The following is a 14756-nucleotide window of genomic DNA, read 5'->3' on the forward strand; positions in this document are numbered from 1 at the left end:
TCCCATATGACATCATTATTGTCAGAACGATTCAAGCGATCACGCATAAGAACCTCGTTATTCCTCAGACGGAGACGATGGCATGTTGCTCGACCGTATGACTTGGCCGAGCGGCCCGGAGCGTGTCGAGCGACATGTCATCGTCGCAGTCCGCACCCGCAACATATTGGCCATCAATCATAAGCATGCCAAGAAACAGACCGTCATCGTGATCCGCACCCAACGTCTAATCACGTATTTCCCTAAGCTCGGGATTGGACAGCGGGTCGGCCGCGTCGCGCAGCACGTCGCCGAACACGTTGAGCGCGACGACCACGATTGTCACGATCAGGCCCGGCCACAGGACGGTCAGCGGGTACACGTTGATGAACTTGACCGATGTGGCGAGCGAATGCCCCCAGCTCGGCACGCCGCTCGGCACGCCGATGCCCAGATACGTGAGCCCGCTTTCGGCCAGCACGGCGGTACCCGCGGACAGCGACAGCTGCACGAGCAGCACGGGCAGCGTGTTCGGCACGATATGCCGCACGAACGTCCACCAGCCGGACGCGCCGGCAGCAAGCGCCGATTCGACGTACGACGAACGCGCGGCGAGCAGCGCAGCCGGGCGGGCAACGCGCGCCAGGTTCAGCCCGTATCCGAATCCGCAGGCGACGACGATCACGGTGATGGACGCGCCGAGCGGCACGGCGAGGATGAGCGCGAGCAGCACGGTCGGGATCGAGATGAGCGCGTCGATGACGACCACGCTTGCGCCGGCGAGCGCCGTATTGCGCGCGACCATCGCGGCGACGAGCAGCAGTCCGAACGCGCCGGCGAACAGGACGGTAAGGATGACAATGAGCAGGTTGGTGCGCGAGCCGGCCATGAGCCAGCTGAGCACGTCCGCACCGGTGCCGTCGGTGCCGAGCCAATGCGCGGCGGACGGTTTGGCCCACACGTGATAGCCGTCGGTGGCGAGCAGCGGCTGCGGCGTCCAAAACAGCGAGACGAGCGCGACGAGCAGCCACAGCGAGAGCACGACGAGTGCGAACTTGCCTTCGCCGCGCCTCCACATGGAACGAAGAACGATCATGCGGTCACCTCCGTAGTGTCCGTGGCCGTGGCCAGCCGCGGGTCGAGTGCGCGGTGCAGCAGGTCGACGACGAGGCCGACGAGCAGGAAGAACGCGGCGAGCATGAACAATTCGCTTTGCACGGCGATCAGGTCGCGGTTGCCGACGTCGGTGACGAGTCCGGAACCGATGCCGGGCAGCGCGAACAAGTTTTCGATGACCATGACGCCGGTGATCATTTCCGCGAACGTGAGGCCGATGACGGAGACGAGCTGCGGCATGGCGAGCCGCAGGCCGACGCCGGTCACAGCTTGCGCGCGCGTCATGCCGCATGCCATGGCCATGTCGATGCGCCCCGATCCGGCGACGTCGCCGAGCGCGGAGCGCATGTAGCGCATGAGCGACGCGCCAACGATGATGCCGACGGTGAACGCCGGCAGGATGAGCGACCAGACGGCCTGTCCGGGCGCGGCCCATCCGTCGAGCGGAAAGCCCTGCGAGGGAAACAGGCCGATCAGTCCGGTGCCGCGTGCGAACAGCAGGATGAGCAGAAGCCCGCCCCACAGCGCGGGGATTGCGCCGCCAATGAGTCCGGCGACATGGAACGCGGTGCGCGCGGCGTCCGATCGCGCGAGCGTCGCCGCAATACCGAGTGGCACGCCGATCATGATCGCGACGAGCAGACCGAGCACGATCAGCGGGAACGTGATCGACGCGCGCGAGGCGATGAGCGACGTGACGGACCGTCCGGTCAGGATCGACGTGCCGAAGTCGCCGCGCAGCAGTCCTCCCGCCCAATCGGCGTACTGGACGACGAGCGGCCGGTTCAGGCCGAACTGTTCGCGCAGCGCTTCGACGCGCGACGCCGGAGAGTTGAGTCCGGCCATCACGGACGCGACGTCGCCCGGCAGGATCCGCAGGGCCGCGAACACGACGACGGACACCCCGAACAGCGCCACGACAAACAGCAGCAACCGTCGAACTATGAATCGCATATGCGGCTCCTTGATGATTGGAAAAACTGTGTCTGGAAGATGGTGTCCGCGTGGGGTGAGGGATGTCCTATTCTCGACACGCTCCGGGCCGCTCGGCCAAGTCATACGGTCGTGAACAGGACATCCCTCACCCCACGCTCGCTGATCCGATACGTTACGTTCTGCCGAGGCATCGACCGCGCAACAATTGCAGCGCAACGAGCGTAGGACTGGGATATGCCGTTCGAGACCGTAGGCTTGGCCGAACGGCCTTGAGTGTGTCGCGAATGGCATATCCCAGTCCCGCGCGGTCACCGCGACGATCCCGATCGGCCCCGCTACTTCGTGTAGGTGACGTTATAGAGAGGCAGGAGGGTCTGGTTGAGGTTGACCGGGAAGCCGCTGACACCGTTCGCCCACGCGGTGGTGACACGGTAGTTGAACAGCCAGTCGGCGGGCGCGTCCTCGGAGACGAGCTTGGCGGCCTTGGCGAGCAGTTCGTCGCGCTGGTCGTCGGATGTGGCGGCGATGGCCTGCGCGTACAGCTGCTGGACTTCCTTGTTGTCGTAGTTGTAGTAGTAGGTCGGGTCGGCCCACTGGTAGAAGTCGTGGCTTTCGTTGTGGTCGACGAGCGAGATGTCGTAGTCCTTGTTCGTGTACACGTCCTGCAGCCAGGTGGAGAATTCGACCACGTTGACCTTCAGGTCGATGCCGATTTTGGCGAGCTGCGAGCGCAGCTGGTCGCCGAGTTCGGTGCCGTAGATGTTCGCGTAGGTGAGGGTGAGCTGGAGCGGCTTGTCGGTGCTGTAGCCGGCTTCCTTCATGAGCGCCTTGGCTTTGGCCTCGTCATGCGGGTACAGGCCGGTCAGGTCCTCGTAGCCGGGGTCGAGGGACGGGATGGGGCCGCCGAGTGCCTTGTCGGCGCCGCCGCGCGAGGCGATGAGCTCGTCGTGGTCGATGGCGTAGCGAATGGCCTGGCGCACGCGCTTGTCGGACGTGTTCTTGCCCTTGGAGTTGAACGCCATCACGTATTTGTCGGTGTCGTCGCCGGCCTTGACCGTGTAGTGCGCGCTGTCGGAGGTGAACGGCGAGGCGAGGTTTTCGGTGATGGGCGCGAGCACCTGCACGTCGCCGGATTTGAGCGCGTTCACGGCCGCGTTGTCGTCGGCGAGGTATTTGACGACGACAGTTGCGGTCTTGGCCTTGTGCGTGCCCCAATACTTCGGGTTGGCTTTGAGTGTGATCGAATCGTTGGCGACGAATTTGGCGACGGTGTACGGGCCGGAGCCGATCGCTTCGGTTTTCGCGTCGTATGTGGCGTCCTTGTCGAAGACGAGGCCGGGGCGGCCGGTGAGCGTCCACAGCAGGTTCGAGTTGGCGGTGTTGAGTGTGATGGTCACGATGTTCTTGTCGTCGTCGGAGGCGACGGACTTGACCATGCTCAGGCTGTCGGCGTCGTGGTACTGGTTTTTGATGAGCTGGTTGATGGACCATGCGACGTCTTCGGCGGTGAGCTTGTCGCCGTTGGAGAACGTCATGTTCTCGTTGAGGTGGAACGTGTAGGTCAGGCCGTCCTTGCTTTCGTCCCAGCTTTTTGCGATGGACGGCACGACCTGGTTGTTCTCGTCGCGGGCGACGAGGCCTTCGTACACGTTGCCGATGAGCACCTGGTCGAGTGCGGAGCCGGACGTGTTGCGGATGTCGAGGTTGGTGGGCGCGAGCTTGAGGCCGATGGTGACGGTGTCGGCCGCCGTGCCGCCGGTTTCGACGGTGGAAGGGTTGCCGCCCTGCGCGTCGGTTTTCGGCTTGGCAATGTTGACGCCGACGGCGATGGCCGCGACGACGATGACGGCGATGATGGCCCACAGCCACCATTTGGGGCCGCGGTTGGGTGTTTTGGCGCGGTTTTCGAGGCTGGCGTCGGTGGTTGCCGTGGCGGCGCCGGTGGTGTTGGTCGTGTTGTCTGTGGTTGCGCCGGCGTTGCCGTGCGCACCGTTGGGTTCGGACATGATGTTCCTCTTGAGTTCTCGGTAATGACTGCGGCTGGCCGCCCGGCTTCGGGTCGACCGCCGCGAGTCATTATAGGCATGCCCGTGCGGGGTACGCGTCGACGTTGCCGCCGATTGCCACGTGACGACGACGCTGCATCACCACCGTTGTGTCACGGCCGTTGCGTCACCATCGGCGTCCGCAGCGTTTGCCGCCGACGCCGCTTGTGCCGCCTGCTCCCCATGGTCCGCGTCCCTCGGCGCGCAGGTCGGTCAGATGGTGTTTCATCGCGACGAGCATGATGTGCGCATCCTCGAGACCGAGGTGCCGTTCGTTGCGGCTCGGGTCGAGCGCGCCTTGCCGTTTGGCGTACGAGTCGAGCTTGTTGTCGCCGTACGGGTGCTCGTTGTCGGGCTCGGAGCCGGGGTCCCAGCGTTTGCTCATCGGCATGGTGTCGATGATGGTGATGTTGCCGGCACGGTAGCTTTCCGCATATCCGGCCACGTTGAGCATGAAGAACCCGTGTTCGAACGTGGCGTTGTGCGCCACGTATGGCTGCGTTTCGAGCCGTCGCAGAAGTCCCTGCTGGGCGGCGGGCCATTCGTCGAACAGGCGCAAACCGCTTTCGGGCCCGCGTTCGCGTACGTCGATGCCGGTCAGGTCGCGGATGATCCTGTTGTCGAGCCGTGCGGCGCGTGCGGGCACGCCGAAGGCGAGCCGCGCCTGTCCGTAGGCGTCGCCGGCCTCGTAGTAGTCCTGCTCGTACCGGTATGCGTTCGGTTGCGTGGGCGTGTCCGGGTTCATGTTCATGAATTCGAAGCCGACGTCGATGACGTATACGCGGGCCGGGTCGATGCCGGTGGTTTCGATGTCGATGCCCATGACGGTATCGATATCGCGGCCTGGCAGGTAGGCGTCGCGCCAGTCGGGCTTGCGATAGTCGCGCAGGCGAGCGTTCGCAACGTCCTGCGCCGATTGTTCCGGCCGCGACGGCTGCGGAGATGCGGACTGCGCTGGCTTGTCGTCGCCGAACAGTGTCGCCGATCCGGCCTGCGACGTGGCGCTGCCGAGGTTGGCGCGCATCATGTCGCGCCGTCCGGCCCGTTCCTGTTCGCGCTGTCGGCTGCGACGGTCGGCGCGCGCGTTCGCCACGTCGGCGCTGCGGTCCTGGATGTCGGCGAGAGCCGCGTCGTTGCCGTCCGTGGCGTGCAGGACGGACACGGTGATACGCCGGCGACGTTCCTCGGTCACGGTCCATCGTCCTTCGGCGACTCCACGTGCGATGAGCAGCGCGATTTCGTCGTTGAGCCGACGGTTCGCGTAGGCGAGCGCTCGTGGCAGTCGGTAAGACGCGATGATGCGGTCGAAGTCGGTCATGAACGCGGTGCTGCATTGCGCGATGATCGACTCGAGCCGGTCGCGCACGGCGTAGTCGCGTGCGATCAGCTCGTGCAGATCGGACGTTGCGTCCGGTTCGAGGTCGTCGTCTGACGCGCAGCCGACACCGCCGGCGAGGTCGAGCGCGCGCGCCCAGTTCCAGTCGATCGTGTGTCCGTCGGCGTCTTTCGGCATGGCTGCGGACCACATGCCGATGTCGTCCTTGGCTGATTCGAGCCATTCGCGACCGGCCGCGGGCGTTCCCGCCGCGGTCGGCGTGTGCGGGGCGTGTGCGGCGTCGCTCACAGGTCGAATCCGAGCTCTTCGGCGGCTTCGGTGGGCACCGGATCCTCGGCCCACAGGTCCTCGAGGTTTTCGGTGGTGGCGAGCGATCGGATTTCCGCCTTGTCGATGTACAGTTCGCCGCTCAGATGGTCGGTTTCATGCTGGAAGATGCGGGCCGGCCAGCCGTGCAGGTGCTCTTCGTGCTGCTTGCCGTCCTCGTCCTGCCAACGGGCGGTGATGTCGAGCCAGCGCTTGCGCACGGCCTGATAACCGTCGAAGCTCAGGCAGCCTTCGTAGAAGCTGCGGGTTTCCTCGCCGGCCGGCTCGTAGCTGGGGTTGATGATGACGTGGAACGGGAATTCGGCGATTTCGCGCGGATCATCCTCGTCGTCGCGCACATGGTCCTCGACGACGGCGAGTGCAAGCCCGAGGCCGATCTGCGTGGCGGCAAGGCCGACGCCAGGCGCTTCAAGCATGGTGGTGTGCATGGTGTCGATGAGCTTGTCGAGCGTCTTGCGGCTCAGCTGGCCGGCGTACGGCGCGGTTTCCTGACGCAGGACCGGTTCGCCGGCCTGCACGATCGGCAGGATGCGCTCCTTGCCGCCGGTTTTGATGAGCTGTTCGACGGCGCGGTTGAGCTCGATGTCGACTTTGGCGTTCTTTCCAAACATGTTCGTGATGTTCCTTATGTTCCGTGTACGGGAGCGGATGGCTGCGATTGCGGCCGGTTACAGGGCGAGCTCGTCGGCGACGACCTTGGCAAGACGGGCGCAGACCTCGTCGGCCTGCTCCTGCGTGGCGGCTTCGGCCATGACGCGCACGAGCGGTTCCGTGCCGGAGGGGCGCAGCAGCACGCGGCCAGTGTCGCCGAGCAGCTTCTCCTCGCGTTCGACGGCGGCCTGCACCTTGGCGTTCGTGGTGGCGGCCATCTTGTCGACGTTCGGCACGTTGACGAGCGTCTGCGGCAACTGCGGGAAGTCGGCAGCGAGCTGCTTCAAGCTCTTGCCGGAGCGGACGACCTCGTTGCACAGGGTGAGCGCGGTGAGCGTGCCGTCGCCGGTGGTGGCGAATTCACGGTTGATGACGTGGCCGGACTGTTCGCCGCCGAGCGTGTAGCCGCCGCGCAGCATCTCCTCGAGCACGTAGCGGTCGCCGACGGCGGTCTGCACGGTTTTGATGCCCATGTCGCGCAGGGCGAGCTTGAGGCCGAGGTTGCTCATGACGGTCACGACGAGCGTGTTGTCGGCAAGCTTGCCGGCCTCCTTCTTGGCACGTGCGAGGATGCCCATGATCTGATCGCCGTTGACCATGTTGCCGTCCTCGTCCACGGCGAGGCAGCGGTCGGCGTCGCCGTCGAACGCGACGCCCATCACCGCGTCGGTGGCCTTGACCATGGCCTGCAGCTGCTCGGGGTGCGTGGAGCCGGCGTGCTTGTTGATGTTGTAGCCGTCCGGCGAGGCGTTGATGACCATGACTTCGGCGCCGGCGCGGCGCAGTGCTTCGGGGGCGACCACGGAGGTGGCGCCGTTGGCGCAGTCGGCCACGATCTTCAGGCCCTTGAGCGGCTTGGGCTGAGTCTTGTCCGGGTTGAGCGGGGCGATGGTGGAGACCAGATGGTCGATGTACAGGTTGGTGGCGGTCACCGTGTCGTGGCTGACGCGGCCGACGCCGGCGCCGGTGGGGCGTTCCCAGTCCTGGCCGAGCACGGCTTCGATCTCGTCCTCCTTGGCGTCGGGCAGCTTGAAGCCGCCGCGCGCGAAGAATTTGATGCCGTTGTCGGGCATCGGGTTGTGGGAGGCGGAGATGACGGCGCCCATTTCGACGTTGAGCACGCTGGTCAGGTAGGCCACGCCCGGGGTCGGGATGATGCCCGCGTCGATCACGTCGAAACCGCCGGCGGACATGCCCGCGGACAGCGCGGAGGCGAGGAAGTCGCCGGAGACGCGGGTGTCGCGGCCCACGAGCGCGCGGCGGCGTCCCTCCGGCTGGTTCTCGTCGCGGGCGCCGGCCTTGCCGAGCACGCGTACGGCAGCGTCGCCCAGATCGAGCGCGAGCCTTGCGGTCAGGTCGCGGTTGGCCAATCCTCGTACACCATCGGTTCCAAACATCTTCGGCATGTCGATACTTCCTCTACCCATGAGTGGTCGTTTACCGTGACCATCGTACCCATCCGGGGCGGCCGAGTCACTCCCCCACGCATAATGACGCCCAATTTCCCCGCATTGTGTTCGATCGCGACGTCCGCCCTCGGCAACGGGAAAGGCTCCCCGCCCAGCACGAGGCCAAGTCGGGGAGCCTTGTCATCATTCCACGCATGATTGGCGCATGACGCCGAATCAGCGAACCGCCTTACAGCGCCGCGTTGAAGTCGCGAACCTTGAGGGTGCGCTGGGAGGATTCCACGTTGCCGCGGATGATGCGCTGCAGCGCGTTGTCGGCGGTCTCGTGGCTGGACAGCCATGCGTTGCCGAGCTCGACGAGTGTGGCCGGATCTGCGTAGATCGGGTAGAGGCCCTCGAGCAGCGCCTCGGCCATGTGGAACGTCTTGTTCGCCCACACCCAGTCGACGGTCTCGAAGTACTTCTCCGCGTACGGCTCAGCCAGATCGGCGCGCGGGGTGGCGGCGAAACCGCGGGCAACGGCCTCGAGCTGAGAGTTGGTCAGTTCGTCGTTGTTGAGGGCCTGATCCCACGCCCACGCCTTCGCGTCAGCCGTGCCACGCACCGCGCGGGCACCGTAGGCGAACTCGCGGTTCTCGGTGGTGTCGCGCTTGGCGAGCTGCTCGTCGATGTCAGCTTCGCCGAACACGTTCACCGAGGCGAGCGCGTTAACGAGCGTCCACGTGAAGTTGTTGTCGATCTCGAGACCGTCGAGCTTGACGGAACCGTCGAGCAGGCCCTTCGCGTTGGCGGCGAACGCCTCGTCGCCCTCCTCGCCGTAGCCGAGGTAGGCGGTGGCGAGCTGGAACTGCTGGTCGGAGCCGGCCGGGGCGGCGGACGCGAGCTTCCACAGTTCGGCAGCCACGTGCTCGATGACTTCGGCGCGGGAGGCCGGAGCGGTGTAGTGCCATGCGGCGGTGCTCATGCAGCCGAGCGCGTAACGGAACGTGGTCGACTCGGTTTCGGTCGACAGCAGGCGCAGCGTCGTGTCGACGAACTCGGTCGCGGCCAGCTCGCCGTCGCGAGTCATGTCCCACAGCGCGAGCCAGATCACGGCGCGGGCGAGCGCGTCGTCGAAGCGATACAGGTTTTCGGTCGCGAACTTGAGCGACTCGGCGTCGAAACGCAGCTTGGTGTACGTCAGATCGTCGTCGTTCACGAGAATCAGCGCCGGACGCTTCTTGCCGGCTGCCGCGGCGACGACCGTCTCCTCGCCGTCGACGTCGAGTTCGAAGCGGTCGGTGCGCACGATCTTGCCGGTCGCCGGATCCTCGTTGTAGAAGCCGATGGCGAGGCGGTGCGCACGCAGCACGGGGTGTTCGATCGGCGCGCTCTGCTTGAGCACGAGCGATTCGATCGTGCCGTCGGCCGCGGTCGTGACCTCGGTGGCGATCGTGTTGATGCCGGACTGCTCGAGCCACTGCGCGCTCCACGCCTTCAGGTCGCGGCCGGAGGTCAGTTCCAGCTCGCTCAGCAGGTCGGCGAGCGTCGCGTTGGAGTACGCGTGCTTGTTCAGGTACGCGTTGATGCCCTTGAAGAACTTCTCGCGGCCCACGTAGAACACGAGCTGCTTGAGGACGGAAGCGCCCTTGGCGTAGGTGATGCCGTCGAAGTTGACGTACGTGTCGTTCAGGTCGTTGATCGGGGCGACGATCGGGTGCGTGGTCGACAGCTGGTCCTGGCGCAGCGCCCAGCTCTTCTCGCCGGAGCAGAACGTGGCCCACGCGTCGTGCCATTCGGTCGCCTCGGCGGTGGCGAGCGTAGACGTGAACTCGGCGAACGACTCGTTGAGCCACAGGTCGTTCCACCACTTCATGGTCACGTAGTCGCCGAACCACATGTGGGCGAGCTCGTGCAGGACGGTCACGACGCGGCGCTCGGCGAGCGCGTCGGTGACCTTGGAGTCGAACACGTAGGAGTCGCGGATGGTGACCATGCCGATGTTCTCCATGGCGCCCGCGTTGTATTCCGGCACGTAGATCTGGTCGAACTTGGCGTACGGGTAGGGCACGCCCCACGTCTTGTCGTAGAACGCGAAGCCCTTCTTGGTGATGTCGAACAGGTAGTCGACGTCCTTGGCGAACGCCTCGGCGAGCGACTGGCGGCAGTACTGGGCCATCGGCACGACGCGGCCGTCCTCGTTGCGGTAGGCGGTGTGCCATTCGGCGTACGGGCCGGCGCAGATCGCGGTCAGGTAGGAGCTCATGACCGGCGTGGTCTCGAACGTCCAGTGCTTGACGGCTTCGGCGGCGTGGTCGCCGAGCGTGCCTTCCTCGGTCTGCTTGTCGGTCGCGTCGACGGACTTGACCGGCATGTTCGAGGTGACGATCCAGCTGGAGGCGGCGAGCACGTCGAAGTCGAACGTGGCCTTGAGGTCGGGCTGGTCGAACACGGCGTAGACGCGGCGGGCGTCCGGCACCTCGAACTGGGAGTAGAGGTACACGTTGCCGTCGGACGGGTCGACGCTGCGATGCAGGCCCTCGCCGGTGTTGGAGTAGCGGCACAGCGCCTTGACGATGACCTCGTTGTGCTCCTGGAGGTCGGTCAGTTCGATGCGGCTGTCGGCGTAGGCCGCGGCCGGGTCGAGCGCGGTGCCGTTGAGCGTGATTTCGGACACTTCGTCGGCGATCAGGTCGAGGAAGGTGGATGCGCCCGGCTTGGCATCGAACGTGATGACGGCGGTGGACGCGAAGTTCTTCGCGCCGACGGTCAGGTCGAGCGAGACCGCGTAGTGGATGGGCGCCGCGACGACGGCCTTGCGCTCTTCGGCTTCAATGCGGGTGAGGTTTGCTCCTGGCATGTCACTCCTTGTTTCAATCGTGAGGCGGCGTGATCGGTTGTGCCGTTCACGCCGCCTCTGCTTGTCGCTTGTGCGGGAAACTTACTGTTTACTGTTCGATCAGGTCGTTGGCGATGTCCGCCACGACCGGGACGATCATCGGCTTGCGGTGCAGCTGACGCGCGACCCATCCGCCGAGCGTGCGGCGCATGATCTGCTGCAGCTTGTACGTGTCCTTCGTGCCGCTCATCATCGCGTCGTTCAACTGCTCGACGATCTGGTGACGGACCTTGTCGAACTCGCTTTCGTCCTCGGCCACGGCGTTCAGGTAGATCTTCGGACCGGAGACGACCTCGCGCGCATCGGTGTCGACCACGACGAAGCTGGACACAAAGCCTTCGGTGCCGAGGATGCGGCGCTTCTCGAGCTCCTCATCGGTCAGCTCGCCGATCGAGTCGCCGTCGACGTACACGTAGCCGCACGGCACGGAGCCGACGACCGCGGCCTTGCCGTGATACAGGTCGACCACGTCGCCATCCTCCGCGAGCACGACGTTGTCCGGGTTCACGCCGGTCTTGACGGCGATCAGGCCGTTGGCGACCAGATGGCGATTTTCGCCGTGGATCGGCATCGCACACTTGGGCTTGACGATGTTGTACATGTACAGCAGCTCACCCTCGTTGCAGTGGCCAGAGACGTGCACGGCCGCGTTGTCGCGATTAACGACGCGCGCGCCGAGCTGGACGAGCTTGTTGATGACCTTGTACACCTCGTGCTCGTTGCCCGGAATCAGGGAGCTGGCGAGGATGACCGTGTCGAACTCGTTGATGGTGATATCGCGGTGGTTGCCGTCGGCGATGCGGCCGAGCGCCGCCATCGGCTCGCCCTGCGATCCGGTGCACATGTAGACGATCTTGTCGTCCTGCACGTCGTGCGCCTGCTTCAGGTCGATGACGGTGTCCTCCGGCAGATGCAGGTAACCGAGGTCAGCGGCGATGGACATGTTGCGCACCATCGAACGGCCGACGAAGACGACCTTGCGGCCGTACTTGTGCGCCGTGTCGACGACCTGCTGCACGCGGTGGACGTGGCTGGAGAAGCTCGCGACGATGATCTTGCGGCTGGCCTGCGCGAACGCCTGGTCGAGCGCCGGGCCGATCGAGGTTTCCGGCTTGACGAAGCCCGGCACCTCGGCGTTGGTGGAGTCCATCATGAGCAGGTCGACGCCCTGCTCGCCGATCTTGCCGAATTCGACGAGGTCGGTGATGCGGTGGTCGAGCGGCAGCTGGTCGAGCTTGATGTCGCCAGTGTCGATAAGCGTGCCTGCCGGGGTCTTCACGTACACGGCGAGCGCGTCCGGGATGGAGTGCGTTACGTTGATGAACTCGAGCTGGTAGGGGCCGACCTTCATCTTGTCGCGGCCGGTGACCGGCACCATGGTCGGGTGCTGGTTGTGCTCCTTGCACTTGGCTTCCACGAACGCGAGGGTGAGCTTGGAGCCGATGAGCGGGATGTCCGGGCGGAGCTTCAACAGGTAGGGCACGCCGCCGATGTGGTCTTCGTGGCCGTGGGTGAGCACGAGCGCTTCGACCTTGTCGAGACGGTCCTTGATGTAGTCGAAGTCCGGCAGGATCAGGTCGACGCCCGGCTGTTCCTCTTCGGGGAAGAGCACGCCGCAGTCGATGAGCAGCAGGTGGCCGTTGTACTCAATGACGTTCATGTTGCGGCCGATTTCACCGAGGCCGCCGAGCGGCACGATGCGCAGCGAACCCTTGCGGTACTTCGGGGGCGCGATGAGCACGGCGTCCTGCTGGGGCGCGGTGGCGGGCTGGCCGCCGCGGGAGACGCGGCGCGGGCCGGAGGAACGGCGGCCTTCGGAGCGTTCGCCGCGCTCGGAACGGGAACGGGACGACTTGCGCGGGGCCTTGCCCTCGGCCTTGTCGCCGGACTTGCCGGAACGACGGGTGCGACCGGCTTTGGAGGACTTGCGGTCGGCCTTGTCGGCCGGCGCGGCCTCGCTGGATTCGCGTCCGTCAAGATCACCGAGCAGTTCGACGGCCGCCTGGGCCGCCGCGATCTGCTCGCTTTCGGTCTGGTTCTGGGTTGCGCTGCGCTTGGTGGCGCGCTTGCGCGTGGTGTTCTGCGATGTTTCTTGTTCTGTAACCATTTCCTAGTTGGATTTCCATTGTTTGGTGTTCCCGCCTGTGCTGGGAACGACGTATGATGGCGGCCCTTCACGTTACGGCCGTGAACCGCGCGGCACGGCGTCCGGCGCGTCACACGCGGGCCATGCCGTGCCGCGGTCCGGTCATTACAGCAGACCGGCGGCGCGCATGCCGTTTTCGGCGCGCGAAAGCTCGGAGGGACCGGGGCCCACGTTCGGCAGGCGCATGGTGGTGTCGTCGAGCACGCCGCGCACCTTGAGCGCGGCCTTGGCCATGACGGCCTGGAAGCCGTTGCCGTTCATCGCCTCGACGAGCGGGGCGAGCTGGACGGCGAGACGCTGCGCCTCGTGGATGTCGCCGCGGTCGAACGCGTTGGCGAGGTCGCGCATGGGGCCGGCTGCCGCGTGCGCGATGACGGAGATGATGCCGACCGCGCCGACGGACAGGAACGGCAGGAAGAGGCCGTCGTCGCCGGAATACCAGGTCAGGCCGGTTTCCATGCGCTTGCGCACAGCGCCGGCGATGTCGCCGGTGGCGTCCTTGACGGCGGTGACATGGTCAAGTTCGGCCATGCGGCAGTAGGTTTCGAGCTGGATGTGCAGGCCGGTGCGGCCGGGCACGTCGTAGATGATGATCGGCTTGTCGGCCGAGTCGTTGACCGCCTTGTAGTGGCGGTAGACGCCTTCCTGCGAGGGGCGCGAGTAGTAGGGGGCGACGACGAGCACCGCGTCGGCGCCGGCTTCCTGGGTCTGCTCGACCATGCGCACGGTGTGCGCGGTGTCGTTGGATCCCGCGCCAGAGATGATCGGTACGTTCACGGCCTCGCGCACGGCACGCACGAGGTCGACTTTTTCGTCCATATGCGTGGTCGGCGACTCGCCGGTGGTGCCGTTGACGACGATGCCGTCCGCGCCGTCCTCGACCAGTTGCTTGGCGACGGTCTGCGCCGCCTCGAAATCGACGGAGCCGTCGGCTCGCATCGGGGTGATCATGGCGGGCAGAATGCGGCCGAACGGGGCCGGATCAAGAAGATGCATCGTCTCAGTCATACGGCTTACGGTACTTCTCGGCCGGGACGCTCGGTTCCGGCCGAGAAGCCGAACAGCCCTTACAGGTCGAGGAAGTGGTCGAGGCCGACCGTGAGGCCGGGGAACGAACCGGAGGCGACCTTGCGCACGGCGAGCAGCACGCCCGGCATGAAGCTGATGCGGTCGAAGCTGTCGGCACGGATGGTCAGCTGCTCGCCCGCGTTGCCGAACAACACCTCCTCGTGCGCGTTGAGGCCGCGCAGGCGCACCGCGTGCACGTGCACGCCGTCGACGACCTGGCCGCGAGATCCGCCGTCAGTTTCGGTGGCGTCAGGCATGTCGCCGAGCCCGGCGGCGCGGCGGGCCTCGCCGATGGCCTGGGCGGTGTGGATGGCAGTGCCGGAGGGCGCGTCCACCTTGGTCGGGTGGTGCAGTTCGATAACTTCGGCGGACTCGAAGTAGGGTGCGGCGACCTTGGCGAAATGATCGGCGAGGACGGCGGAGATCGCGAAGTTCGGCGCGATGAACACAGCCTGGTTCTCGCGCGGGGCTTCGGCGAGCGCCGCCTTGACCTGTGCGAGCTTCTCGTCGGTCCAGCCGGTGGTACCGACGACCACGTCCACGCCCTGCTTCACGAGCGCGAGCACGTTGTCGAGCGACACGCTCGGCACGGTGAATTCGACGACCACGTCGGTGTTGTCCGGCGTGATGGCAGTCAGGTCGTCGCCCGCGTCGAGCGCGAGCGCGAGCTGCGTGTCGGCGGCGCCGTTCACCGCGTCGACGACGTGCGATCCCATGCGCCCCTTGGCGCCGACCACTGAGACTTTGATCATGTTGTTCTCCTTGCGTATGCCCGTGCATCAACGGGGGCTGACGGCCGCGTGATGTATGGGCGACGGTTCTATCGTTTCCTGACCCATCGTATCGTCACGCCGGCCGGCATCGA

General features: G+C 65.8%; 10 protein-coding genes. All 10 read right to left on the reverse strand.

Translation table 11 applies throughout. The annotated features are described in order from the left end of the window. Positions 1–226: 226 nt before the first annotated feature. Positions 227–1075, reverse strand: coding sequence for an ABC transporter permease (locus BBIA_RS02375; RefSeq protein WP_152600498.1), 849 nt, complete (start codon positions 1073–1075; stop codon positions 227–229). After that, positions 1072–2049, reverse strand: coding sequence for an ABC transporter permease (locus BBIA_RS02380; RefSeq protein ID WP_033493018.1), 978 nt, complete (start codon positions 2047–2049; stop codon positions 1072–1074). Before BBIA_RS02380 ends, BBIA_RS02375 begins: the two co-directional genes overlap by 4 nt. A gap of 317 nt (positions 2050–2366) precedes the next feature. Then, positions 2367–4037 carry an ABC transporter substrate-binding protein gene (locus BBIA_RS02385; RefSeq protein ID WP_033493019.1) on the reverse strand — a complete coding sequence of 557 codons (1671 nt, stop codon included), beginning with the start codon at positions 4035–4037 and terminating at the stop codon, positions 2367–2369. Positions 4038–4203: 166 nt separating this feature from the next. Further along, a complete protein-coding gene (locus BBIA_RS02390; RefSeq protein WP_051923674.1) occupies positions 4204–5604 on the reverse strand; it encodes a 3'-5' exonuclease family protein in 1401 nt (466 codons plus the stop codon). 92 nt (positions 5605–5696) lie between these two features. Then, a complete protein-coding gene (locus BBIA_RS02395; RefSeq protein ID WP_033493021.1) occupies positions 5697–6350 on the reverse strand; it encodes a peptide deformylase in 654 nt (217 codons plus the stop codon). A 57-nt stretch (positions 6351–6407) separates the two neighbouring features. Then, entirely contained in the window at positions 6408–7796 is a 1389-nt protein-coding gene (gene glmM, locus BBIA_RS02400) for a phosphoglucosamine mutase (protein WP_033493023.1), read from the reverse strand. 232 nt (positions 7797–8028) lie between these two features. After that, on the reverse strand, positions 8029–10638 hold the full coding sequence (pepN, locus tag BBIA_RS02405; protein WP_033493025.1) for an aminopeptidase N: 2610 nt from the start codon (positions 10636–10638) through the stop codon (positions 8029–8031). An 88-nt stretch (positions 10639–10726) separates the two neighbouring features. Continuing rightward, positions 10727–12784 carry a ribonuclease J gene (locus BBIA_RS02410; protein ID WP_152600499.1) on the reverse strand — a complete coding sequence of 686 codons (2058 nt, stop codon included), beginning with the start codon at positions 12782–12784 and terminating at the stop codon, positions 10727–10729. Between the two features lie 144 nt (positions 12785–12928). Further along, positions 12929–13819 carry a 4-hydroxy-tetrahydrodipicolinate synthase gene (gene dapA, locus BBIA_RS02415; RefSeq protein ID WP_420796677.1) on the reverse strand — a complete coding sequence of 297 codons (891 nt, stop codon included), beginning with the start codon at positions 13817–13819 and terminating at the stop codon, positions 12929–12931. Between the two features lie 71 nt (positions 13820–13890). Further along, entirely contained in the window at positions 13891–14643 is a 753-nt protein-coding gene (gene dapB / locus BBIA_RS02420) for a 4-hydroxy-tetrahydrodipicolinate reductase (protein WP_033493029.1), read from the reverse strand. Positions 14644–14756 lie beyond the last annotated feature (113 nt).

Source organism: Bifidobacterium biavatii DSM 23969 (assembly GCF_000741165.1).
Lineage (GTDB): Bacteria > Actinomycetota > Actinomycetes > Actinomycetales > Bifidobacteriaceae > Bifidobacterium > Bifidobacterium biavatii.